This window comes from Nocardioides ginsengisoli (assembly GCF_039537225.1).
Classification (GTDB): Bacteria; Actinomycetota; Actinomycetes; order Propionibacteriales; family Nocardioidaceae; genus Nocardioides; species Nocardioides ginsengisoli.
In genome coordinates this window covers 1-24,025 of sequence record NZ_BAABAC010000047.1, presented here as the reverse complement: position 1 = coordinate 24,025, position 24,025 = coordinate 1, and the positions used below count along the sequence as shown (strand labels likewise).

The window sequence follows — 24,025 nt, the reverse complement described above, 5'->3', positions numbered from 1 at the left end:
GCCCGCCCCGGCCGAAAGTGGCTCTCGCAGGAGCGACTTTCTGCCGGGTCGGCGTGATTCGGGCGCCAGTTTCTGCCGGGTCGGCGTGATTCGGGCGCCAGTTTCTGCCGGGTCGGCGTGATTCGGGCGCCAGTTTCTGCCGGGTCGGCGCGATTGGGGGGCTAGTTTCGGGCGGGTCAGCCCCAGTGGTCGCCCCAGCCCCACAGGTCCGGGGCGAGCTGCTCGTGCTGGTCCTCGATGCCGAACTTCCCGCGGAAGAACAGCATGGGCGTGGCGCGGTGTGGGGTCTCGAGCCGGACGACCCGTCCGATCACCACGTCGTGGTCGCCGGCCACCACGACATTGTCGACCGTGGCGTGCACCCGCATCAGCGTGCCGGGCAGGCTGGGGGTGCCCTCGGAGGACAGCTCCCACGCGAGCTCCTCGAACTTCCGGCCGCGGCTCGAGCCGAAGCGCCGGCACAGGTCCGCCTGGTCCTCGCCGAGCACGTTGACGGTGAACCGCCCCGACCGCCGGATCCGAGGCCACGCGCGACCCGAGTGGTCGGCGCAGAAGAGGACGAGCGGCGGCTCGAGCGAGACCGACGCGAAGGACTGGCAGGCGAAGCCGACCGGCTCGCCGTCGTCCAGGCCGGTCACGATCGTCACGCCGGTCGCGAAGTTGCCCATCGCGGCCCGCATCTCCAGCGGGGAAGGCTCGATTGCGGTGCTCATGCCGCCGACGCTAGCGAGGGATCCGCGCGGTGGCGGCGCACGTCCCGGTGAGTGACGGCCGGGCCGCGGAGCCGCCCCCGGACGCCGTACGACGACCCGGAATCGCCCGAGAACTCGGGGCTTCCCGGTCACTGGAACGGGTCGAGTCCCGTTGGCGCACGGCCACCTAGCGTGCGGAGCGTGACCGACCTGACCCATGATTCCACGCGACGCGAGCTGGCCACGGAGGCCGGCGTGCTGCGCTACCACGAGGCCGGCGACGGCCCGCCGTTGCTCATGCTGCACGGGTCGGGCCCGGGCGTGACCGGGTGGCGCAACTTCGGCGACAACCTCCCGGCGTTCGCCCCGCATTTCCGGTGCCTGGTGCTCGAGCTCCCGGGCTTCGGCGTCAGCGACACCACCGACCAGCACCCGATGGTGGCGGCCCTTCCGGCCGTGCAGCGCTTCCTCGACGGGCTCGGCCTCGACCAGGTCGACGTCATCGGGAACTCGATGGGCGGCGGCGTCGCGACCCGGCTCGCGATCAGCCAGCCCGAGCGGGTACGACGCCTGGTCACCGTCGGCGGCGTCGGCCGCAACATCTTCAGCCCCGCGCCCGGCGAGGGCATCAACCTGCTCGTGGAGTTCGTCGAGAACCCGACCCGCGAGAACCTCGTCGCCTGGCTGCGCTCGATGGTGTTCGACCAGTCCCTGGTGACCGAGGAGCTGATCGAGCAGCGCTGGGCGCTCGCGACCGAGCCGGACACCCTCGAGGTCGCGCGCCGGATGTACGGCCGGTCCGCGATCGCGGCCGCCTTCGCCGGCGCCGGGAGCTCGGACCAGGCCACGCCCGGTTGGGCGCAGTTCGACCAGATCAAGGCGCGCACCCTGCTCACGTGGGGCCGCGACGACCGGGTCAGCCCGCTCGACATGATGCTCATCCCGATGCGCACGATCCCCGACGTCGAGGTGCACGTGTTCGCCAACTGCGGCCACTGGGCGATGATCGAGCAGAAGCGTGCGTGGGAGCGGACCGTGCTGGCCTTCCTCACCGAGGACATGTCGGCCGAGGAGGCCGTCCGATGAGCGACTGGACCGAGGAGTTCGACTTCGTCGTCGTCGGCAGCGGCGGCGGCGGAATGACCGCCGCGCTGGCTGCCGTCGACGCCGGCCTGTCCGTGGTCGTGATCGAGAAGGGCGCCAAGTTCGGCGGCAGCACCGGCATCTCCGGTGGCGGCATCTGGGTCCCCAACAACCCGACGCTGCGCAAGGCCGGCCACGACGACTCCCGCGCGTCGGTGCTGGAGTACCTGACCACGATCACCGGCGGGAAGGTCGCCCCGACCCGGCTGGCGGCGTACGTCGACCACGGCCCCGCCGCGATGGAGCTCCTGGAGCGGTCGCGGTGGGTGCGGTTCGCCTGGACCAAGGGGTACGCCGACTACCACCCCGAGCTCCCCGGCGGCCGGCCCGCGGGCCGGTCGATCGAAGCCAAGCCGTTCGACACCCGCAAGCTGGGGGAGGACGAGGCCTTCCAGCGCCCCAACAACATGAAGGGCCCGCTCGGGCTCTGGGTCACCGCGAAGGACTACCACGACCTCGCCATGGTCAAGCGGACCTGGCAGGGCCGCCGCGCCTCGCTGCGCGCGGCCTGGCGGGTCAGCTCGAACGCCGTCCGTCGCCGCCACATGGCGACCGGCGGCCGGGCGCTCGTCGCGCGGATGCGCATGGCGCTCAAGGACGCCGGCGTCCCGCTGTGGCTGGAGACCACGATGACCTCGCTGGTCGTCGAGGACGGCCGCGTGACCGGCATCGTCGCCACGCGCAACGGCGCGGAGGTCCGGATCCACGGTCGCCAGGGCGTCCTGCTCGCGGCCGGCGGCTTCGACCACAACGCCGCGATGCGCGAGCGCCACCTCCCTGCCGGAGCGCGCCCGGACCACAGCCTCGGCGCCGTCGAGAACACCGGCGACGCGATCATCGCGGGCCAGGCGGCCGGCGGCGCGATCGACCTGATGGACGACGCCTGGTGGATGCCGTCGGTCACCCACCCGGCCGGGGCGACGATCCCGCTCGTCTCGGAGCGGGCGATCCCGGGGCAGGTGATCGTGGGGACCGACGGACGCCGGTTCACGAACGAGGCGTCGCCGTACGTCAACTTCGTCCACGACCAGCTCGCCAGCGGCAACGAGAAGGCCTGGCTGGTGATGGACTCGCGGGCCCGCTCGCGCTATCCGTTCGCACAGATCCTGCCGGGAGCCCCCTTCCCGCAAGGGTTCTACGACCAGGGGATCGTGCACCGCGCGGACACCGTGGCGGCGCTCGCCGCTGCGATCGGCGTACCCGCGGACGCGCTCGCCGCCACCGTCGACCGGTTCAACGGCTACGCCCGCACCGGGAAGGACGAGGAGTTCGGCCGCGGCGAGAGCGCGCACGACCGCTACTACGGCGACCCGACGTTGGCCAACCCCAACCTGGACGTCATCGACCGGGCGCCGTACTACGCCGTCCGGATCGAGGTCGGCGACCTCGGCACCAAGGGCGGTCTGGTCACCGACGACCGCGGCCAGGTGCTGCGGGAGGACGGCTCGGTCGTCGCCGGCCTCTACGCGACCGGCAACTGCGCCGCGTCGGTGATGGGCAACGACTACGCCGGGCCCGGCGCCACCATCGGCCCCTCGATCGTCTTCGGCTACCTGGCCGCGCGCCACGCCGCCGGCCTGTCCGACGACCGGAAGACCCCGCCCGCCGCAGTCGCGGCGGGCACGACCGTGCAGAACACCGCTGAGGAAGTGAGTTCGTGATGAGTGACGTGCTCGAGAGGATCGAGGCCCGCGCCGAGGAGATCGCCGCGCTGGGCCCCAGCAACGAGAAGCTGGGCCGGCTCGACGACCGTGCCGCCGAGCTGCTGCGGGAGACCGGCGTGATCCGGATGCTGCAGCCCGCGAAGTACGGCGGCGCCGAGGCGCACCCCGCCGAGTTCGCCGAGGCCGTGATGCGGCTGGCGAGCCTCGACGGCTCGACGGGCTGGGTCGCCGGCATCGTCGGCGTCCACCCGTGGGAGATGGCGATGTGCGACCCGCGGGTGCAGGAGGAGGTGTGGGGCGAGGACAACGACACGTGGATCGCGTCGCCGTACGCGCCGATGGGCGTCATCCGTCCGGTCGACGGGGGCTACGTCTTCAACGGGCGCTGGCAGTTCTCGTCCGGCACCGACCACTGCGACTGGATCTTCCTCGGCGCCTACCTCGGTGACGAGAACGGCGAGGCGATCATGCCGCCGCGGGTGCACCACGTGATCCTGCCGCGCTCGGACTACACGATCGTCGAGGACTCGTGGGACGTCGTCGGCCTGCGGGGCACCGGGTCCAAGGACATCATCGTCAAGGACGCGTTCATCCCCGACTACCGCGTCGTCGAGTTCGCCCGGTTCACCGACGGCAGCCAGCCGCGCGAGGCCGGGCTGACCAACCCGACGTACCACATCCCGTTCACCACGGCCTTCCCGCTCGGCATCACCTCGGCCGTCATCGGCATCGCCGAGGGGGCGCTCGCCGCGCACCTCGCCTACCAGCGGACCCGGGTCCAGATCACCGGCACCAAGGTGAAGGACGACCCGCACGTGCTGTTCGCGATCGGCCAGGCCGCAGCGGAGATCCACGCGTCGCGGGTGACCATGCTCGACAACGCCCGCAGCTTCTACGACAAGGCCGAGCGCGGCGAGGACGTGTCCTTCGCCGAGCGCGCGGCGTCGCGTCGTACCCAGGTCTCGGCGGCCTGGCGCGCGGTCCGAGCCATGGACGAGATCGTGGCGCGCTCGGGCGGCAACGGGATGCGGATGGACAACCCGATCCAGCGGTTCTGGCGCGACGGGCACATGGGCCTCGCCCACGCCATCCACGTGCCCGGGGCGGTGTTCCACGTGCAGTCGCTGACCGCGATGGACGTGACGCCGCCGCCCGGACCGATGCTCTCGATGATCTGACCCCTGCCACCTGAGACTGAGGAGAACAAGATGACCGCGATCCGTGGCCTCGGCTACCTGATCGTGCAGAGCCAGGACCTGCCCCGTTGGCGCGAGCTGACGGTGGACTGCCTGGCGATGCAGGAGACCGACGGGCCGGTGTCCGACGGCCTCTACCTGCGCATGGACGAGCGGTACGCGCGGCTCGTCGTCCTCCCCGGGGACGTCGACCGCGTGGTCGCCGTCGGCTGGGAGGTGCGCGACCAGTTCGGCCTCGCCGAGGTCGCCGCCGCCGTCGAGGCCGCCGGGGTGCCGTTCAAGGAGCTCGGCCAGGAGGAGTGCGACGAGCGCCGCGTCGAGGCGGCCATCCGCTTCGACGACCCCGCCGGTACGCCGGTCGAGGTGTTCTTCGGCCCGGTGCTCGACCACAGCCCGGTCCTGACCGGCCACGGCCAGACGTTCGTCACCGGTGAGCAGGGCATGGGCCACGTCGTCCTCCCGACCACGGTCGCCGAGGAGACGGTCGCCTTCTACACCGAGGTGCTCGGCTTCCTGCCGCGCGGGGCGATCCGGATGGGCGCGGCGCTCCCGCCGCGCCGGGTGCGGTTCATGGGCGTCAACCAGCGCCACCACAGCCTCGCCGTCTGCCCCGCGCCGCACGGCGAGGCCCCCGGCCTGGTGCACCTGATGATGGAGGTCGACAGCCTCGACGCCGTCGGCCGCGCGCTCGACAAGGTCAACCGGGCCGGCTTCTCGCTCTCGTCGACGCTCGGCCGGCACACCAACGACAAGATGGTGTCGTTCTACGTGCGTGCGCCCGGCGGCTGGGACCTCGAGTACGGCTGCGAGGGAATGCTCGTCGACGAGGCGTTCTACACCGCCGAGGAGATCACCGCGGACAGCTACTGGGGTCACGACTGGTCCGGCTCCGAGCCGCTCGCTGCCTTCCTCCCGCCGGCGTGAGCGACCCGGTACGGGAGGCCGAGGCGGCCACCGAGGTGATCGCCGACGTGGTGGTCGACGTGGTGGTCGACGTGGTGGTCGACGTGGTGGTCGACGTGGTGGTCGTCGGCTTCGGGTGCGCCGGTGGCGCCGCGGCCCTCGAGGCGCGGCGCGCCGGCGCCTCCGTGGTGGTCCTCGAGCGCGCAAGTGGTGCGGGCGGCTCGTCGGCACAGTCCGGCGGCGAGCTGTACCTCGGCGGCGGGACCGCCGTACAGCAGGCGCTCGGCTTCGACGACGACGCCGACAACATGCTCGCCTTCCTGCGGGCCGCACTCGGTCCGCACGCCGACGAGGAGAAGCTGCGGCTCTACTGCGACGGCAGCGTCGAGCACTTCGCGTGGTTCTGCGACCTCGGGATCGAGTTCGAGAAGTCGCTCTACGACGCGCCTTCCTGGATGCCGCCCACCACCGACGGACTGATGTGGCTCGGCGAGAACGCGTGGCCGTACGACGAGCTCGCCCGCCCCGTCCCACGCGGGCATCGCCCCGCCACCGGCGGCTTCGGCGGCTGGCTGGTGATGGACCGCCTGGTCGCCGCGTGCGACGCCGCCGGCGTGGTGACCGAGACCGACACCCGTGTGCTGTCGCTGGTCGTCGAGTCCGGCCGGGTGGCCGGCGTACGGGCCCGCCGGTTCGGCGAGGACGTCACCTACCGTGCCCGCCGGGGCGTGGTCGTCACCACCGGCGGCTTCGCCGACAACGCCGACCTGCTCGCGGCGCACGCGCCCGACCTGCTCGGCCACGGCGTGGTCAGCGACGGGGGAGACGACGGCAGCGGCATCCTGATGGCCCAGGCGGTCGGCGCCGCCGTACGCCGGATGTCGGTGGTCGAGGTCGCCTACACCGCGCTGCCGGCGCTCGCCTGCCGCGGCATGCTCGTCAACGCGCGCGGCGAGCGGTTCATCAACGAGGACGTCTACCCGGGGCTGTTCAGCCACGCGGCGCTGCACGAGCCCGGCCCCTGCTGGGTGGTCGTCGACGCGCAGGCGCTCGAGGAGGTCGACGAGGCCGACCTGTGGGGGACCGTGCCGTCGTACGCCGCCGAGACCATCGAGGAGCTCGAGGCCGACCTCGGCATGCCCGTGGGCTCCCTCGCGCGCACGCTCGCCGGCTACAACGACGGCGCGCTCGCCGGCGGCGACCCGCTGTTCCGCAAGAACGCGCGTTGGATGCGGGTCCTGGAGGGGCCGTTCGCGGCGATCGACCCGCGGATCGGCTTCCACAATCCGACCCACCGCGCGGCTCCCGGCGCCACCGGCTTCGCCGGCTTCACCCTCGGTGGGCTGCACACGACGGTCGACGGCGAGGTGCTGTCGCTCGACGGTGCCGCGATCCCCGGGCTGTACGCCGCCGGGCGCGCCAGCGCCGGCATGCACGGGCACGGGTACATCTCCGGCACGTCGCTCGGGGACGGGACCTTCTTCGGGCGGCGGGCGGGTCGGTCCGCGGCCCGACCCGGCGCGTAGGTGCTCGTCAACTCCGCCGACCCGGCAGAAAGTGGCGCCTGGATCGGGCCGACCCGGCCCAAAGCGGCGCCTGGATCAGGCCGACCCGGCAGAAAGTGGCGCCCGGATCAGGCCGACCCGGCAGAAAATGGCGCCTGGATCGGGCCGACCCGGCAGAAAATGGCTCTGCCTCAGCTCGGCTGACCACCACGTCGGCGAGCATCCGCGACGCCGCGTCGAAGCACCGACTCGACGTCGGCCCGCGGACCGAAGAGATTCTCCTTCCGCAACACCGCGATCGAGTACGACGTCTCCGCCTCGACCAGCGCTCGCCGCTCCCGGTCGCGGCGCAGCTGGTCGGGGCTGGAGTGCCACTCGTCGCCGTCGTACTCGGCGGCGAACGGGAGGTCCGTCGCACCCAGGTCGAGCCGGGCGAGGAAGGTGCCCTCGTCGTCGTACACCTCGAGCTGGGGGATCGGCGTCGGCAGGTGCGCCTGGATCCAGCGGAGTCGGAGGACCGACTCCGGCGGTGACTCGGCGCGCCCGTCGACGTACTCGACCATCGCGCGCAGCGTCGTCACCCAGCGCATGCCACGAAACCGCGGTACGCCGGCGACGAGCTCGTCGTGGGAGAACAGGCCCAGCCGGAACATCTGGTCCATCGCGGCGAGCGACCACTCGCCGTACCTCTGGCGGCCGAGGTCCCACGTCGTGCGCAACGGCGACGTGACGCGCAGCCCGTACAGCTCGATCACATCGCCGCTTCTGAAGCCACGCTCTCCGCTCGCCGCCAGGCCGTTGCGCAGGCGGCGGCCGGGTGTGGGCAGGAAGACGCAGACCGGCGCGACGTAGAGGTGTTCGTTGGGTGCGAGCACCATGTCGGCGCCGTGCAGCCACCCCGCGTGCCGGTCGCAGATCACCGCGTCCTCCGGTACGACGAGGCGCAGGGCCGCACAGCGCAGCTCGAGGCTGTCGGGGACGGGGCTTGCGACGTACACGCTGCGGAGGAGGCGACGCAGGAAGCCCTGGTCGACCAGCCAGGTGAGCTGGCGCGCGGACAGCCCGGCCTCACGGCGCGCCGTCATCGTCGTGAACGGTACGTCGAGCGGCAGCGGGAAGTCGGCGGGAAGACGGGGCAGGTGTTCGAGGTCGGCGCGTCGCATGGCCGGCCGCGTGCCCCAGCGGGGCAGCGGCCAACCATGCAGCCTCGCGGCCTGTGGATGGGAGCGTGAACTGCGTGTCGCGAGCGACATCGCGCTGCCGGGTCGGCGCCGATGGCGAGAAGTTTTCTGCCGGGTCGGCGCCGATGGCGAGCAGTTTTCTGCCGGGTCGGCGGAAATTCGGAGCCGGTTTGTGACGGGTGGCTAGTTGGACGGGGGGAGCAGGCGCTTCGACTTCTCCAGTGCGTCGCGCACCAGCGCCGACCGGTCGTGGCCGCTGCGGATCTCGGCGATCCGCTCGTTGCCCTCGGCGACCCGGACCGGGCCGTCCTGCAGCAGCGACAGCGCCTGGCGGGCGACGTCGTCGGGCTCCGAGACGTGCATGCCGGGGATGTCGAAGTTGAGGCCGGCGCGCTCCATGGCGGGGGTGCGGGTGACGCCGAGGACGAACTCGAGGACGTCGACGTCGTAGTCCTGCATCTCCAGCCACAGGCCCTCGGCGAAGACCCGACAGAACGACTTCACCGCGGCATAGATGCTGATCTGGGCCGAGCCCATGTAGCCGGCGAGGGAGCCGATCAGCAGGATGCCGCCGCGGCGCCGCTCGCGCATCGGGGCGCCGAAGAGCTGGACGAGGGCCAGCTGGGCGGTGACATTGAGGTCGATGACGCCCTGGAAGCGGTCGAGATCACCGGTGACGAACTCGTGGCCGTAGCTGTTGGCGCCCGCGTTGAAGACGAGCAGGCCGACCTCGAGGTCGTCGGTCACCTCGGCGATCTGCTTGATCGCGTCGGGGTCGGTGAGGTCGACCGCCAGCGTCCGCACCTCGACCCCGAGCTCGCGGCAGACGGCGGCGGTCTCCTCCAGCGGGCCGGGCTTGCGGGCCAGCAGGACCAGGTTGAGACCGGTCTCGGCGAGCCGGCGGGCGAAGGACGCACCGACGCCCTCCGAGCCGCCGGCGATGACGGCCCAGGGGCCATGGCGTTCCAGGTCGACGCCCATCAGGCGTGCACCTCCGTGTCGTGGTGGTCGGGGTTGGTCTTGAGCGGCTCGGCGTCGACGACGTCCAGGGTGCCGCGTACGGCGGCCTCCCGGATCGCGTCGCGCAGCGCGGCGCAGCCGGTGAACGTGGCGCCGTTGGGTCCGGGCCGCGGGGACGAGGCTCGGCGCTCCACGCACGCGGCGAGCGCCGCGTCGTTCCATTGGATGCTGGTCTGGTCCCACGAGCTCTTCCGGGCCTCGACGACGGCCCCGCAGGTCCCGCACGAGACGGGCTGCATGGGGGCGTCGTCGAGCCGGACGTCGGGCCGGACGGCCATCAGACCGGCTGGCCGGAGGCCGCCGCGCGCTTGGCGAGGTTCTCCTCGACCTCGTGCCGCCAGGCCTCGTTGGGCTTGGTGGTGTCGATCTCGAACTCGAAGCGCTCGACCATCTGCGGGGTGACGTCGGCGACATCGACGTAGAACTGCTCGTACCAGCGGCGCAGCTGGTAGACCGGGCCGTCCTCCTCGCACAGCAGCGGGTTCTCGATGCGGGCCTTGTTGCGCCAGATCTGGACGTCCTGCTCGAAGCCGATCCGGATGAAGTCGCCGAGCCTGCGCGCGGTCGCGGTCGCCGCCTCGTCCTCCACGCCGGCGGGCTTCTTCGTCATGATGCCGTACTGCAGCACGAAGGAGTTGGCGTCGATCGGGTAGTGGCAGTTGATCAGCGTCGTCGGCATGTCGTTGCCGTCGCTGTAGTGGTAGGTGACGTCGTCGATCATGAACGACGGGCCGTAGTAGGCCGCCGTGGACGTCGTCCCCGTGCTCTTCGGGCCGGTGCCGCTGTTCTGCGGCCGGGCGACGTCCTCGCGTCCGGTTCCCGTCATCAGCTGGGTGGCGACGGAGCCCTCGAAGATGTTCTTGAAGTACGTCGGGAAGGTGAAGTGGACGTAGAAGAAGTGCGCCATGTCCACGACGTTGTCGACGATCTCGCGGCAGTTTGAGCCCTCGATCGTGGTGGTGTACCAGACCCAGTCGGTCCACTCGGGGTTGTCGTAGCCCTCGATGCGCGGGATGACGGCGTCGTCGGTCGGCGGGTTGCCCTCCGGGTCGTTCCAGACGAAGAGCATGCCGTCCTGGGTCATCGTCGGCCAGGCGGCGGTGCGGGCGCGCAGCGGAACCCGCCGGGCGTAGGGGATCTGCTTGCACCGGCCGTCGCCGCCCCAGCGCCAGTCGTGGAACGGGCAGGCGATCTCGTTGCCCTTGACCTCGCCCTGCGAAAGGTCGCCGCCCATGTGGCGGCAGTAGGCGTCGAGCACGTTGATGGCGCCGTCCTCGCCGGAGAACACGACGAGCTTCTGACCGAAGGCGTTGATCTGGTGCGGCTTGCCGTCGTCGAAGTCGCGGACCAGCCCCAGGCAGTGCCAGCCGCGGGCGAAGCGGGTGGGCGGCGGACCCGACTCGATGTGGCGGACCTCGTCTCCGACTGCGGTCATGTGCGGATCTCCCCTCGAGGATCTCGTCGCGCCGTGGCGGTACGCCGGGCGCGGATGTCTGGTCCGGCGAGTGTGTCCGGCGCCGTACGACGGCCGGTGGCGCGGGTCCCACTCACCGGAAGGCCGTCGTCGCGATGAGTCGTCGCGATGAACCGGGCCGGGATCTCACTCACCGGTAGCATGCCAACCGATCGCCCCCGTCTGGTCCGACCATCGGGACGCAGCCATCGGAGGGAGTCAGCAGTGCCACGGATCGCGGAGGGGCGGCCCCCGGCCAAGCCGAGCTCGAGCATCCAGAAGGACCGCTACCAGCGGATCCTGCGAGCGGCCGCCCAGCTCGGCGCCGAGCACGGCCTCGACCACGTCCAGATGAACGACGTCGCCAAGCAGGCGAATGTCGCGATCGCCACGCTCTACCGCTACTTCCCGTCCAAGGTCGACCTGTTCAGCTCGGTCATGCGCTGGCGCGTCGGCGAGTACGACCAGGAGCCCGGGGGCGTCGAGGTCGACGACCCTGCAGCCGGCGTGGCCGACCTGCTGATCCGGATCAGCCGCGAGATGGCGCGGATGCCGAAGCTCTCGCTGGCGATGATCCAGGCCAACAGCCAGTCCTATGCCATGGGGTCGAAGGAGTCGGCCTTCGACGACGTGCGCTTCGCGCGCATCGTCCAGCGCGCGGCCGGCATGACCGACGTGACCGAGGAGGGGGAGCGCCAGGTCCGGCTGATCATCTCCTGCTGGTTCGGAACGCTGGTCTCCCTGCTCAACAACCGGTTCTCGATCGAGGACGCGGAGGACGACATCCGGGCCGCCTGCGCCCTGCTGCTGCGCCCTCTCGAGGGCTGAGCGACCCGTTCCCACTGACCGGTGATCGCGGCGGCCCCGGGACGTGATCGTCCCTAGGGTCGCGGCCATGCAGAGGTTCAGCGGCACCAATGTCATCGTGACCGGTGCGGCGTCGGGCATCGGCCGGGCCACCGTCGTGCGCCTGGTGTCGGAGGGGGCGGCCGTCTTCGCGGTCGACGGCGACGCCGACCGCCTCGCCGACACCGCCGGTGCGGCAGTCGGTCTCGGCCGGGTCGCGACGGCGGTCGTCGACGTGACCGACGAGGCCGCGGTCGTCGACGCGGTCGCGGCTGCCCGCGCCGAGCTCGGCAGCGTCGAGGCTCTCGTCAACGTCGCGGGCGCCCACCGGACGACGCCGATCGGGTCGTTGTCGGTGGCCGACCTGCGCGAGCTGTTCGAGATCAACCTCGTCGGCACCGCGGTCTTCTGCCGCGAGGTGGTGCCGCTGCTGCCCGACGGGACCGGTGTGATCGTCAACGTCGCCTCGACGGCCGCCGCCCACGGAAACCCCTGCATGTCGGCGTACTCGGCCTCCAAGGGCGCCGTCCTCGCCTTCTCCCTGAGCCTCGCCGCCGAGCTGATCGGCCGCGGGATCCGCGTCGTCCCGCTCTCCCCGGGCACGGTCGACACCCCGCTCACCCGCTCGGTGGCGGTCGCGCCGGGGCTCGACCTCAGCGCGTTCGACCGGATCCGCTCGCCTCTCGGGCCGGCCCGGCCGGAGCAGATCGCCGCCGCGATCGCCTTCGCCGCCTCGCCCGACGCGTCGTACCTCACCGGCCTCGACCTGCGGGTCGACGGCGGCTCCCACATCTGACCCAGCACCCCCGACAGCACGGAGGAAGTCCATGCCCCGCACCATCGCCGTCACCGGTTCCGCCTCCGGGATCGGCGCCGCCCTCGTGAGGATCCTCGAGGCCCGCGGCGACCGCGTCATCACGGTCGACCGGGTCGACGCCGACCTCGTCGCCGACCTGGCGACCGCCGACGGTCGGGCCGCGGCCGTCGCCGGCGTCACCGAGCGCTGCGACGGCGTCCTCGACGGCCTGGTGACCTGCGCCGGCACCTCGGTCCCGAGCCCGCTCATGGTCGAGGTCAACTACTTCGGCACCGTCGAGCTGGTTGCCGGGCTGCAGCCGGCGCTGGCTGCGTCGAAGGCATGCCGGGTGGCGGTGGTCGGCTCGATCTCCGGCACCCAGCCCCACGACGCCGAGCTGGTCGACCTGCTCCTCGCCGGCCGCACGACGGCCGCCACCGACCGCGCCGCGGCCCTCGTCGCGGAGGGTGCGCCGACCCGGATCTATCCGTCGACCAAGGCGGCTCTCGCCCGCTGGGCCCGCACCACGTGCATCGCGCCCGGCTGGGCCGATGCCGGCGTCCCTCTCAACGTGATCGCGCCCGGCGTCATCCTCACGCCGATGAGCGCCGGTCTGATGGACGACCCGAAGCTGCGTGCGGTCATGGACGCGGCGGTGCCGATGCCGCTCAACGGGTACGCCGAGCCCGAGGCGCCCGCCGAGCTGCTCGCCTGGCTGGTGAGCGAGGCCAACAGCCACGTCACCGGTCAGGTGATCTACGTCGACGGCGGCGCCGAGGCGACCCTGCGCCCCGCCGAGCACTACTGAGCGGGGGACCGATGCCGATCGACCTCGCCACCGCGCTCGCCGCACCGCCGGCGGTCCGCACCATCTCGTGGACCCGGCGCGACGTGCTGCTCTACCACCTCTCCCTCGGCGCCGGCCGGCATGCGGACGCCGACCCCGAGCTGGCCTACACCTTCGAGCGCGACCTCCAGGTGCTGCCGACCTTCGCCGTCGTGGCGGGCCGGACGATCTCGGTCGGCGACGAGCCGACCGCCCCGGCGATGCGGATGCCCGGCATCGACGTCGACCTGCGCCGGGTCCTGCACGGCGGCCAGGCGCTCGCCGTCCACCGACCGATCCCGCCCGCCGGCACCGCCGAGCTGAGCACCCGGGTCGCCGACGTCTGGGACAAGGGCAAGGCCGCCGTGGTCGTGCTGGAGCACCGCGTCGCCGACGCCGACGGCCCACTCTGGACCGCGCAGATGCAGGTCTGGGCGCGTGGCGAGGGCGGCTTCGGCAGTGAGCCGGGACCGGACACGACGTGGAGCGCCCCCGACCGCGCCCCGGACGACGTGCTGGACAGCCCCACGGACCCCGGCCAGGCGCTGCTCTACCGCCTCAACGGCGACCTCAACCCGCTGCACGCCGAGCCCGCGTTCGCCGCGTCCGCCGGCTTCGACCGGCCGATCCTGCACGGCCTCGCGTCGTACGGCATCGTCGCGAAGGCGCTCGTCGACGGGCTGCTCGACGGCGACGCCACCCGGCTGCGCGGACTCGCCGTCCGCTTCGCCGGGACACTGGTGCCGGGCGAGACCATCCGCACCTCGGTCTGGCGCGACGGCGACCGCCTCGTGCTCGCGGCATCCTGTCCCGAGCGCGGCGACCAGCCGGTGCTCAGCCACGCGGTCGCGGAGGTGACCGCATGACCACGGGACTCACCGAGCTGACGGCACGGCCCGACGACTCGGGGATCGACACCGCGGTGGCCGCCGTACGACGTCTGGCCGCCGCGCTGCTCGCCGCCGGCGGTCGCGTCGACCTCGACCTCGACGACCTGGCGCGGCGACTGACGGCGATGGCGAGCGAGGTGGAGGAGCTCGCGCCCGAGCTCGCCGACCGGATGGTCGACATGTGGTCGGGGGAGGGCGTGACCCGGCACGATCCGGTCACCGGGCCGGAGAACGCGATCGCTCCGCCGCTGGTGCTGTCCGCCGAGCCCGACGGCGCCGTCTGTGGCACGGTCAACCTCGGCATCACCTACCAGGGACCGCCGGGGTGCGTGCACGGCGGCATCAGCGCGCTCCTGCTCGACCACACACTCGGGGTGGCCAATGCGCACGCCGGGACCTCCGGCATGACCGGCACGCTGACCCTGCGCTACGAGCGTCCGGTGCCGCTGCACACCGACCTGGTCGTCCGGGGCCGGCAGGAGCGCGTCGAGGGCCGCAAGATCTGGTCCCACGGGACGATCACGGCGGGCGGCGAGGTGCTCGTCCGTGCCGAGGGTCTGTTCATCGACAAGCACCTGGCGCGCCCCCGGTGAAGAGCCTCCCGGTCAGTGGGAAGGACTCCGTCGCGCGCGCCGAGCGGCGACCTACGCTGCCCGACGTCCTGGGGGAATGTGACCCCCGACACCGTCTGAAGGGATGCGAGCGGATGTCCTTCGATCCGATGCCGGCCGCGCCGGCCGGCCCCGGAGCGGCCCGATGAGCCGCCGCCTGGTCCTGCGGCTCGGCGAGCTGGTCGCCGTCCTGCTGCTGGTCAGCTTCGGCGTGTTCATGATGGTCTCGCTGATGCCGGGCGACCCGGCGGTGGCCGTGCTCGGCGAGGGCCACACGCCCGCGGAGTACGCCGCCAAGCGCACCGAGCTCGGTCTCGACGGCAATGTGTTCGCGCGGTACGTCGAGTGGCTCGGCCACGCGCTGACCGGCGACCTCGGCCGCTCGCTGGTGCCGCCCAACAACGACGTCGTCCACCGCGTCCTCTCCGCGCTGCCCGTCAGCGTCGAGCTCGCGGGCCTCGGCCTGCTGATGGCGCTGGCGCTGGCGATCCCGCTCGCGATGTGGAGCGCCTCGCACGAGGGCGGCCTGGTCGACCGGGCGATCGGCGCCTCGATGTTCGCGATCCTGTCGGTGCCGTCGTTCCTCGGTGGTCTGCTGCTGATCGCGATCTTCGCCAACGGGCTGGGCTGGTTCCCGCGGGCCCAATGGGTGCGGTTCGGGGACGGCCCGCTCGACAACCTGTACCACGCGTTCCTGCCGGCGCTGACGATCGCGCTGATGGAGCTCGCGCTGTTCACCCGGGTGCTGCGCAACGACCTGCTGGTGACCCTGCACGAGGACTACATCCTCGCGGCGCGCGCCAAGGGCATGCCCCCGCTGCGGATCCTGGTCCGCGACGCGCTGCGGCCCTCGTCGTTCTCGCTGGTCACCCTGCTCGGCATCAGCATGGGCCGGCTGATCGGCAGCACCGTGATCGTGGAGTATCTCTTCGCCCTCCCCGGGATGGGCAGCCTGGTCATCAAGTCCGCCAACCAGGGCGACTTCCCGATGGTGCAGGGCGCCGTACTGCTCATCGCCGCGATCTACGTCGTCATCAACGCCGGGATCGACCTCTCCTATGGCTACCTCGACCCAAGGACCCGCCGTGCTCATGCCTAGGAAGAACCCCACCGGGTCGAAGCTCTCGGCCCGCAGGCTCGGTGGCCTCGGCGCCGGGATGGTGGTCGCCGGCCTCGCACTGGTCGTCGTCGGCTGGACCGCGCCGCTGCTGCTGTTCCTCAAGGCCGTGCTCCTCCTGGCCGGCATCGTCGTGCTGGCCCAGGGCCTGTCCCGCGTCGTGTGGGCGGTGCGCGGCGGCCGGCCGGACATCCTGCTGTGGCTGTGCTGCGGCTGGCTGGTGCTGCTGGCGGTCGTCGCCCTGCTCGCCCCGGTGCTGCCGCTCGGCGAGCACGTCGACGTGGTGAAGGCGTTGGACGCGCCCACCTACCAGTCGCCGCGGCTCCTCTCGGAGTATCCGCTCGGCACCAACAACTACGGCCTCGACATGCTGGCGCGCTCGATCTACGGCGCTCGGACGTCGCTCGTCATCGCCCTCTCGGCGGTGGCGATCGGTACCGCCGTCGGCGGCAGCATCGGCGTCGTCGCGGGCTTCCTGCGCTCGGGCGTCGACAGCGTGATCGGCGTCGTCACCAACGCCCTGCTGGCGGTCCCGCCGCTGGTGCTGCTGATCGCGCTCGCCACCGTGCTTGAGCCCAAGCTGCGCAATGTCGCCCTCGCGCTGGCGCTGCTCACCATCCCGAGCATGATCCGCCTGGCCCGGGCCAACACGATCGCCTTCGCCCAGCGCGAGTTCGTCCTCGCCGCCCGGGCGATGGGCGCGACCAAGCTGCGCATCATGTGGCGCGAGCTGGTGCCCAACGTCATCCTGCCGATCTTCTCGATGATGGTCGTGATGATCTCGGTGCTGATCGTGGCCGAGGCGTCGCTGAGCTTCCTCGGCTTCGGCGTCCAGGCTCCCGAGCCGACGTGGGGCAACATGATCGCGGAGGCGGAGGGCGGCACCATGCAGGAGCACCCGCACATCGTCCTGGTGCCCGGTGTCTTCCTGTTCCTGACCGTGTTCTCGTTCAACCTGCTGGGCGAGAAGGCCCAGAAGCGCTGGGACCCGAGGAGTGCGAAGCTGTGAGCGACCAGACCGTTCTCGAGGTCGAGGACGTCCGAACCGAGTTCCAGACCGCCCGCGGCCTGGTCCGCGCCGTCGACGGCGTCTCGCTGAGCCTGCGCGCCGGCGAGACGCTGGGCATCGTCGGCGAGTCCGGCTCGGGCAAGTCCGTCCTCGGCCGCACCATCATGGGCCTGATCACGACCGGCCACACCACGCAGGTGCACGGCAGCGTGCGCATCGCCGGCAAGGACGTCCACGCGATCAGCGCCAAGGAGCGCCGCAGGTTGTGGGGCTCCGAGGTCGCGATGGTGTTCCAGGACCCGATGACCTCGCTCAACCCGGTCAAGCGGGTCGGCGCCCATATCACCGAGGCCCTGCGACTGCACCTCGGCCTGGACAAGAAGGCCGCCGCGGAGCGGGCGATCGACCTGCTGCGCCAGGTCGGGATCCCTGAGCCGGCCCGCCGGATGAGCCAGTTCCCCCACGAGCTGTCGGGCGGCATGCGGCAGCGCGTCGTCATCGCGATGGCGCTGTGCTGCGATCCGCGGCTGCTCATCGCCGACGAGCCCACGACAGCGCTCGACGTCACCGTGCAGAAGCAGATCCTCGACCTGCTCACCTCGCTGGCCGAGAGCCGCGACATGGCGACCATCCTCATCAGTCACGATCTGGGCGCGGTCGCCGGGCGCACCGACCGGGTCCAGGTCATGTACGCCGGCCGCGTGGTCGAGCGCTCCGCCACCGGCGAGGTCTTCGAGGGGCCGCGGCATCCCTACACCGAGGGCCTGCTGGCCTCGATCCCGCGGCTGTCCGACCCGCCGCACACCACGCTGCGGGCGATCGTCGGGTCGCCGCCCAACATGGCCAACCCTCCGGACGGCTGCCGGTTCGCACCGCGCTGCCCGTACGTGCAGGACCGCTGCCGCACGGAGCAGCCGGAGCTGCTGGAGATCGGCGTCCGCCGTACCTCCCACGTGGCGGCCTGCCACTTCCCGCTGCCCGACGTCGACACCGGGTCCACGGGCGACGCGCCGCCGCGGGCCGCCCTCGCAGAGGAGATCAGCTGATGGCCGGAAGCGGAACCGCCCACCTGCGCCCGGAGCAGGAGCCGGTGCTCACCGTCGACGACATGGTCGTCGAGTTCCCCGTCGGCCGCGGGCAGAAGGTGCACGCCGTCTCGGGGCTCAGCCTCGACCTGCTGCCGGGGGAGACCCTCGGCATCCTGGGCGAGTCGGGCTGCGGCAAGTCGACCGCCGGTCGCGCGGTGATGCAGCTGCCGTCGCCGACGTCCGGCACGGTCCGGCTGGGCGATCGCGAGCTGACCGGCCTCACGTCGCGCCCGCTGCGCAAGGCGCGCTCGCGGATGCAGATGATCATGCAGGACCCGACGTCCTCGCTGAACCCGCGCCGCAAGGTCAAGGACCTGGTCGCCGAGGGCCTCGCGATCTGGGGGTTCGAGGGCACCCGGCAGGAGAAGGAGGAGCTCGTCCGCGAGACCCTCTCCGCGGTCGGCCTCGACCCCGACGTCGTCTGGGAGCGCCGCCCGCACGAGCTGTCCGGCGGCCAGTGTCAGCGGGTGTGCATCGCCCGGGCGCTGATGATGAACCCCGAGGTCCTCATCTGCGACGAGCCGGTCTCCGCGCTCGACGTCTCGGTGCAGGCGCAGATCCTCAACCTGCTCGAGCGCACCAAGGAGCGCTACGACCTGAGCATGGTCTTCATCGCCCACGACGTGTCGGTGGTGAAGAACATCAGCGACCGCGTGATGGTGCTCTACCTCGGCAAGACCTGCGAGGTGATCCCCTCGGGGCGGATCGAGAGCGACGCCGCCCACCCCTACACGCAGATGCTGCTCGCCTCGATCCCGGGCGCCGGTGACCGCGAGCTGAGCGCGTCGGCTGCCGCCGTCGAGCTGCCGTCGCCGCTGAACCCGCCGTCGGGCTGCCGGTTCCGCACCCGCTGCCCGCTCGCCACCGAGCGCTGTGCGGCGGAGGAGCCGGAGCTGCGTGAGGTCCGTCCCGGGCAGTACGTCGCCTGCCACCACCCGATCATCGAGGAGTGACAACCCCATGAGCACCGGCCTGCCCGACGCCATCGCCACCGCCGCCGCGATCCGCAGCGGCGAGACCACCGCCCGCGAGGTGGTCGAGGAGAGCATCCGTCGCATCGAGAAGCTCGACCCGCAGCTCAACGCGATGGTCGGCACCCGGTACGACGAGGCGCTCGCCGAGGTCGACGCCGGCCTCCCCGACGGTCCGCTGACGGGCGTGCCGGTGGTCATCAAGTCACTGGCCGCCGACGTCGCCGGGCTGCCGACGACGGGCGGGAGCCGGCTCTTCGCCGACGACGTGAAGACCCGCGACAGCGAGCTGGTGCGGCGCTACAAGGCCGCAGGCATGGTGGTGCTCGGTACGACGAACACCCCCGAGCTCGGCAAGAACGCGAGCACCGAGCCGGTGCTGCACGGCGCCTGCCGCAACCCGTGGTCGCTCGACCACTCGACCGGTGGCTCCAGCGGCGGATCCGCCGCCGCGGTCGCGGCGGGGCTGGTCCCGGTCGCCCACGGCAACGACGGTGGCGGCTCGATCCGGATCCCGGCCGCGGCCTGCGGCCTCTTCGGGCTCAAGCCGAGTCGCGGCGTGATCCCCGGCGCGCCGTACGCATCCACGATCTCGTCACCCACCAGCGTCCACGGGGCCCTCACCACCACGGTGCGTGACTCCGCGCTGATGCTCGACGTCTCGGCCGGCCGTGCGCCCGGGCAGGCGACCTTCGGCGCCACTCCGCCGCCGGGCGGCTACCTCGGTTGCGTCGAGAAGGACCCGGGTAGCCTCCGTATCGGCATCGCCACGGTGGTCCCCGACGGTCCGCCCGTCGACCCGACGGCCGTCGACGCGGCCCGCCGTACCGCGGACCTGCTGAGCGATCTCGGCCACCGGGTCGTCGAGATCGCCCTGCCCGTGTCCCACCCCGACTTCGCCCGCCACTCGGGCATGGTCATGGGCGCCAACCTCGTGGCGCACGTCGACGACCGGCTCGCCGAGCTCGGGCGCGAGCTGCGCGACGACGACATCGAGCCGTTCACGCGCGTCATGTACGACCGCTACTCGTCGCTGCCGATGGCCGAGCTGCTGCGGGCGCTCGAGGGCTTCGAGCAGGTCGGCTTCGCGACCTCCGCGCTCTTCACCGGACCCGACGCGCTGGACGTCGTCCTCACGCCGATGCTGTGCCTGCGCACGCCGCGGCTCGGCGTCCTCGACACGACCACACCCGAGGTGATGTACACGCTCGCGCCCGGAATGGCCGGATTCACCAGCCTGGTCAACGTCACCGGCGGCTCGGCGATGTCGGTTCCGGCCGGCTTCGACCCCGACGGTCTGCCCGTGGGGGCGCACTTCTTCACCGACCTCGGTGGCGAGCCGCTGCTGCTGTCGCTGGCCGGTCAGCTCGAGCGTGCCGCGCCCTGGCCGCGGCACGCGCCGCTCGCCGGCTGAAACCCACTCCCGGTCACTGAGAGCGCCCCCGCCGCCGTTCCGGGGCATCTCGCTTGCATGGGTCCGGTTGCCGCGATCGGCGCGGCCGGAAGGACAAGGAGGTCCGGATGTCGACACGCCGGACATCGACGATGCGGATGCTCGTGGCGGCGGTGGCGCTCACGACCCTCGCGACGGGCTGCCAGGCGGCCGGGGGCAGCGACGAGCATGACGGAGCACCCCGCACCGTCGACCGCTACCAGAGCGGGCTCGTCAACATCGACGACAGCGGGTCGCCCAAGAAGGGCGGCTCGCTGACCTTCGGCGCCTACTCCGAGCCGACCGCCCTCGACCCGTCGCACACGATCGTCGCGGGCTCGACCGGCGGCGACGAGATGGCGGCGATCTTCGACGAGCTGATGCGCTACGACGAGGAGAGCGGCAAGGTGGTGCCGCAGCTCGCGAAGTCGCTCAGCCACTCCGACGACTTCACCACGTGGACCCTCGGTCTGCGCGACGGCGTCGACTTCACCGACGGCACGCCGCTCGACGCCGCGGCGGTCGCACACAGCATCGAGCGCTACGTCGCCAACGGCGGCGACGACGCCGCGATCTGGAAGCGCAATGTCACCGACACCGCCACGCCCGACGACCACACGGTGGTGTTCACGCTCGCCAGGCCGTGGCCGAGCTTCGAGTTCCTGCTGACGCTCGGCGTCGGACAGATCGTGGCCGCGTCCTCCGACGCGGGCGGCGAGTTCACGCCGATCGGCGCCGGTCCGTACGTCCTCAAGAGCCGGTCGCCGCAGGAGAACCTCGTCCTCGAGGCGAATCCGCACTACTGGGGAGGAGAGCCGGCGATCAGCACGGTGACCTTCTCCTACCTCAACGACCCGAACGTCACCTACGAGTCGTTCACGGCCGACGAGATCCAGATGGGCTTCGTCAACGACGCGGCCGTGGTCGACAAGGCGCTGCGCGCCAAGTCGCCGGGCTACCTGCAGATGGTCTCGCTGGGCACCATGGGCATCATCAACGCCAAGGAGGGCCACCCGGGCGCGGATCCGCGGGTACGCCGGGCGATCCAGCTCGCCGTCGACCCGAAGGTCTACTCGAAGCGCGTGACCGGCGGTGTGGGCGTCGCCAGCTCCGACCTGTTCCCGGGCTCGTCCGCGTGGCACACCGACGGCGTCGGCGGCCTGCCCTACGACCCCGCCGAGGCGAAGAAGCTGGTCGCCGCCGCCAAGGCCGACGGCTTCGACGGCAAGATCACCTACCTGGCCGCGAGCTCGGCGTCCGGCAAGGCCGCGGGCGTCGCGCTCAAGGCGCTCCTCGACGCCGTCGGCTTCGACACCACGGTCAAGGTCGCCACGACGATCACCGACATCGTCACCGCGGTGGCCGTCGAGGGCAGCTACGACATGGCGACGTGGAGCTTCAGCTGGAGGGAGGTGGGCCCGTTCGCGCGGATGTTCGCCACCAGCAGCTCGCAGGGCCGGCTCGGTGCGGGATCGGCGACCTCGCCCGAGCTGGACGCGCTGATCGACCGCTTCCAGGGGGCCGCCACCCACGAGGAGCAGCGCACGATCATGGCCGAGATCCAGCGGGTCTGGAACGACCTGGTGCCGGCGCTGATCATGGGGCCCAAGGCGGAGCTGACGATGTGGCGCCCGAGCGTCCACGGCGTGAAGTCGAACAGCAACACCATCGTGCTGCTCGACCAGGCCTGGGTCGACTGAGACCGCACCCGGCCACCACCACGAAGGGACCGCACCGTCGAGGTGCGGTCCCTTCGTCGTACCGGATCAGGTCAGCCGGTGATGTTCTCGATGCCGGTGGTGTCCAGCTGCGCGACGCTGAACGCGGCGTACGTCTGGTACGGCGAGCGTCCCTCGAAGTACGGCGTCAGCTGGGCGTCCAGCTCGTCGACGGTGAACGTGCCGTCGGCGGCCGTGAACTTGTTCTCGACGGTGGGCGCGGCCATCAGCGCGACCATGTCGCCGTACACGACGAAGACCTGGCCGTTGATCCCCGCGGCGGCGGGGGAGGCGAGGTAGCCGACGAACGACGCGACGCGCTCGGGCGCGAGGATGTCGAGCCGCCGGGTGTCGCCGTCCTCGGCGAAGACGTGGGAGGTCATCTCGGTGCGGGCGCGCGGGCAGATGGCGTTGGCGGTCACGCCGTACCGCTCCAGGCCGCGGGACGTCGACAGCGTGAGCGCGACGATGCCGGCCTTGGCGGCGGCGTAGTTGGACTGCCCGGCCGCGCCGAACAGGAACGCCTCGGACGCGGTGTTGACGACCCGGCCGAACACCGGGCCGCCGGCGGCCTTCGACGCCGAGCGGAAGTAGACGGCGGCGGCGCGGGACACGGCGGCATGGCCCTTGAGGTGGACCCGGATCACGTCGTCCCACTGCTGCTCGGACATGTTGAAGAGCATCGTGTCGCGCAGGATGCCGGCGTTGTTGACGACGATGTCGAGGGTGCCGAAGGTGTCGACCGCGGCATCGACGAGCTCCTGGCCCAGCGCCCAGCTGCTCACGTCGCCCTTGACCGCGATCGCCTTGCTGCCGAGCGCCTCGATCTCGGCGACCACCTGGTCGGCGGCGTCGCCCATGTCGTTGACGACGACCTGCGCGCCCTGGGCGGCGAGCGCCAGCGCCTCCGCGCGGCCGAGGCCGGCGCCTGCGCCGGTGACGACGGCGGTACGACCGGTGAGATCGGTGTTGCCCACGATTGCTCCTTCTGTCGGTGCTGCCCCTGTCGGCGCGGTGACAGTAAGGACGGCGAGCGGAGGTCCGCGAGCGACACTCCCGCTCACCGGTCGCACGGCCCGCAGTGAGGTCGATTCCGCTGAGCAGGAAGGTACGAGGGGGGATCGGTGCCGGCCGACCATCATGACCGCGGGACCGCGCCGTGCGGTCGTGATCGAGGAGGCTGGAATGGGTTCGCTGACGGGACAGGTCGCACTGGTGACGGGAGCCGGCCAGGGCGTCGGCCAGGGCATCGCCCTGGCGCTCGCGACCGAGGGCGCCGACATCGCGGTCGTCGGCCGCACCGCCGCCAAGCTCGAGACGACCTGCGCCCTGCTCCGCGAGCGCGGTGTGAAGGCGGAGCCGTTCGTCTGCGACATCGTCGAGACCGGCACCATCCCCGCCACGGTCGCCGAGGTGGTCGCGACCATGGGCGGCGTCGACATCCTCGTCAACAACGCCTACTCCGGCGCCTACGGCCCGCTGCTCACCATCGACGACGATGCGGTCGAGCGCAGCTTCGCCTCGGGCCCGTTCGCCACGCTGGCGTTCATGAAGGCGTGCCACCCGCACTTCGTGGCCCGCGGCGGCGGTCACATCGTCAACCTGGTCACCTCCGCGATGGTGCGCTGGGACCCCACGACGTACGGCGTCTACGCCGCCGCCAAGCAGGCCGTGCGCTCGCTGACCCGCACCGCCGCGGTCGAGTGGGCCCGCGACGGCATCCGCGCCAACAGCATCGCCCCGCACGCCCTGTCCCCGGGCCTGAAGCGCTGGACCGAGACCAACCCGGAGGAGGCGGCCGAGTTCGTCGCCGCCATCCCCGCGGGTCGGATCGGCGACTGCGAGGACGACATCGGCCGCGCCGTCGTGGCCCTGGTGAGCAGCGACCTGCGCTACCTCACCGGCGCGACCATCCCCCTCGACGGCGGCCAAGCCTTCTTCGGCTGACCCGGCACAAACTGGCT

The 24,025-nt window shown here is 71.9% G+C and carries 23 protein-coding genes; 17 read left to right on the top strand and 6 right to left on the bottom strand.

The window, feature by feature from the left end:
- Nucleotides 1-176: 176 nt before the first annotated feature.
- Nucleotides 177-713 (bottom strand): flavin reductase family protein, encoded by a 537-nt coding sequence (locus tag AB4880_RS23535; protein WP_367921658.1) that lies wholly within the window; start codon nt 711-713, stop codon nt 177-179.
- Between the two features lie 180 nt (nt 714-893).
- Between AB4880_RS23535 and AB4880_RS23530 the strand changes: the two genes are divergently transcribed.
- From AB4880_RS23530 to AB4880_RS23510, 5 genes are read left to right on the top strand one after another with little or no spacing between them, the layout of a single operon-like run.
- Nucleotides 894-1,778 carry an alpha/beta fold hydrolase gene (locus AB4880_RS23530; protein WP_367921657.1) on the top strand — a complete coding sequence of 295 codons (885 nt, stop codon included), beginning with the start codon at nt 894-896 and terminating at the stop codon, nt 1,776-1,778.
- Nucleotides 1,775-3,496: an FAD-binding protein gene (locus AB4880_RS23525; protein WP_367921656.1), complete on the top strand. Its 1,722-nt coding sequence runs from the start codon at nt 1,775-1,777 to the stop codon at nt 3,494-3,496. The genes AB4880_RS23530 and AB4880_RS23525 overlap by 4 nt, the downstream gene beginning before the upstream one ends.
- A complete protein-coding gene (locus AB4880_RS23520) occupies nt 3,496-4,677 on the top strand; it encodes an acyl-CoA dehydrogenase family protein (RefSeq protein WP_367921655.1) in 1,182 nt (393 codons plus the stop codon). The genes AB4880_RS23525 and AB4880_RS23520 overlap by 1 nt, the downstream gene beginning before the upstream one ends.
- A 30-nt stretch (nt 4,678-4,707) precedes the next feature.
- Nucleotides 4,708-5,619 (top strand): VOC family protein, encoded by a 912-nt coding sequence (locus AB4880_RS23515; protein WP_367921654.1) that lies wholly within the window; start codon nt 4,708-4,710, stop codon nt 5,617-5,619.
- Nucleotides 5,616-7,124 (top strand): FAD-dependent oxidoreductase, encoded by a 1,509-nt coding sequence (locus AB4880_RS23510; RefSeq protein WP_367921653.1) that lies wholly within the window; start codon nt 5,616-5,618, stop codon nt 7,122-7,124. The genes AB4880_RS23515 and AB4880_RS23510 overlap by 4 nt, the downstream gene beginning before the upstream one ends.
- A gap of 170 nt (nt 7,125-7,294) precedes the next feature.
- On the opposite strand, the gene AB4880_RS23505 is transcribed toward AB4880_RS23510, so the two are convergent.
- The 4 genes from AB4880_RS23505 to AB4880_RS23490 form a co-directional block, all read right to left on the bottom strand.
- Complete coding sequence (locus tag AB4880_RS23505; RefSeq protein WP_367921652.1) at nt 7,295-8,266, bottom strand: hypothetical protein; 972 nt, start codon at nt 8,264-8,266, stop codon at nt 7,295-7,297.
- 201 nt (nt 8,267-8,467) lie between these two features.
- Nucleotides 8,468-9,265: an SDR family NAD(P)-dependent oxidoreductase gene (locus AB4880_RS23500; RefSeq protein WP_367921651.1), complete on the bottom strand. Its 798-nt coding sequence runs from the start codon at nt 9,263-9,265 to the stop codon at nt 8,468-8,470.
- On the bottom strand, nt 9,265-9,582 hold the full coding sequence (locus AB4880_RS23495) for a ferredoxin (protein WP_367921650.1): 318 nt from the start codon (nt 9,580-9,582) through the stop codon (nt 9,265-9,267). Before AB4880_RS23495 ends, AB4880_RS23500 begins: the two co-directional genes overlap by 1 nt.
- Entirely contained in the window at nt 9,582-10,739 is a 1,158-nt protein-coding gene (locus AB4880_RS23490; protein WP_367921649.1) for a 3-ketosteroid-9-alpha-monooxygenase, oxygenase component, read from the bottom strand. Before AB4880_RS23490 ends, AB4880_RS23495 begins: the two co-directional genes overlap by 1 nt.
- Before the next feature lie 243 nt (nt 10,740-10,982).
- Between AB4880_RS23490 and AB4880_RS23485 the strand changes: the two genes are divergently transcribed.
- The 11 genes from AB4880_RS23485 (at nt 10,983) to AB4880_RS23435 (ending at nt 22,043) form a co-directional block, all read left to right on the top strand.
- Nucleotides 10,983-11,585, top strand: a complete 603-nt coding sequence (locus tag AB4880_RS23485; protein ID WP_367921648.1) for a TetR/AcrR family transcriptional regulator — start codon at nt 10,983-10,985, stop codon at nt 11,583-11,585.
- A 67-nt stretch (nt 11,586-11,652) separates the two neighbouring features.
- Nucleotides 11,653-12,399: an SDR family NAD(P)-dependent oxidoreductase gene (locus AB4880_RS23480; protein WP_367921647.1), complete on the top strand. Its 747-nt coding sequence runs from the start codon at nt 11,653-11,655 to the stop codon at nt 12,397-12,399.
- Between the two features lie 31 nt (nt 12,400-12,430).
- Entirely contained in the window at nt 12,431-13,207 is a 777-nt protein-coding gene (locus tag AB4880_RS23475; protein ID WP_367921646.1) for an SDR family oxidoreductase, read from the top strand.
- A gap of 11 nt (nt 13,208-13,218) precedes the next feature.
- Nucleotides 13,219-14,091, top strand: coding sequence for a MaoC/PaaZ C-terminal domain-containing protein (locus tag AB4880_RS23470; protein ID WP_367921645.1), 873 nt, complete (start codon nt 13,219-13,221; stop codon nt 14,089-14,091).
- Nucleotides 14,088-14,708 carry a PaaI family thioesterase gene (locus AB4880_RS23465; RefSeq protein WP_367921644.1) on the top strand — a complete coding sequence of 207 codons (621 nt, stop codon included), beginning with the start codon at nt 14,088-14,090 and terminating at the stop codon, nt 14,706-14,708. Before AB4880_RS23470 ends, AB4880_RS23465 begins: the two co-directional genes overlap by 4 nt.
- 163 nt (nt 14,709-14,871) lie before the next feature.
- Nucleotides 14,872-15,825 (top strand): ABC transporter permease, encoded by a 954-nt coding sequence (locus AB4880_RS23460; protein ID WP_367921643.1) that lies wholly within the window; start codon nt 14,872-14,874, stop codon nt 15,823-15,825.
- A complete protein-coding gene (locus AB4880_RS23455; protein ID WP_367921642.1) occupies nt 15,818-16,852 on the top strand; it encodes an ABC transporter permease in 1,035 nt (344 codons plus the stop codon). Before AB4880_RS23460 ends, AB4880_RS23455 begins: the two co-directional genes overlap by 8 nt.
- Nucleotides 16,849-17,898: an ABC transporter ATP-binding protein gene (locus AB4880_RS23450; RefSeq protein ID WP_367921641.1), complete on the top strand. Its 1,050-nt coding sequence runs from the start codon at nt 16,849-16,851 to the stop codon at nt 17,896-17,898. The genes AB4880_RS23455 and AB4880_RS23450 overlap by 4 nt, the downstream gene beginning before the upstream one ends.
- Complete coding sequence (locus tag AB4880_RS23445; RefSeq protein WP_367921640.1) at nt 17,898-18,893, top strand: ABC transporter ATP-binding protein; 996 nt, start codon at nt 17,898-17,900, stop codon at nt 18,891-18,893. The genes AB4880_RS23450 and AB4880_RS23445 overlap by 1 nt, the downstream gene beginning before the upstream one ends.
- Before the next feature lie 7 nt (nt 18,894-18,900).
- Nucleotides 18,901-20,325, top strand: coding sequence for an amidase (locus AB4880_RS23440; RefSeq protein WP_367921639.1), 1,425 nt, complete (start codon nt 18,901-18,903; stop codon nt 20,323-20,325).
- A gap of 107 nt (nt 20,326-20,432) precedes the next feature.
- Entirely contained in the window at nt 20,433-22,043 is a 1,611-nt protein-coding gene (locus tag AB4880_RS23435) for an ABC transporter substrate-binding protein (protein WP_367921638.1), read from the top strand.
- A gap of 71 nt (nt 22,044-22,114) precedes the next feature.
- Here the strand turns inward: AB4880_RS23435 and AB4880_RS23430 are convergent, their stop codons facing one another.
- A complete protein-coding gene (locus tag AB4880_RS23430) occupies nt 22,115-23,038 on the bottom strand; it encodes a 3-oxoacyl-ACP reductase (protein ID WP_367921637.1) in 924 nt (307 codons plus the stop codon).
- 208 nt (nt 23,039-23,246) lie between these two features.
- Between AB4880_RS23430 and AB4880_RS23425 the strand changes: the two genes are divergently transcribed.
- Complete coding sequence (locus tag AB4880_RS23425; protein ID WP_367921636.1) at nt 23,247-24,008, top strand: SDR family NAD(P)-dependent oxidoreductase; 762 nt, start codon at nt 23,247-23,249, stop codon at nt 24,006-24,008.
- The last annotated feature ends 17 nt before the right edge of the window (nt 24,009-24,025 follow it).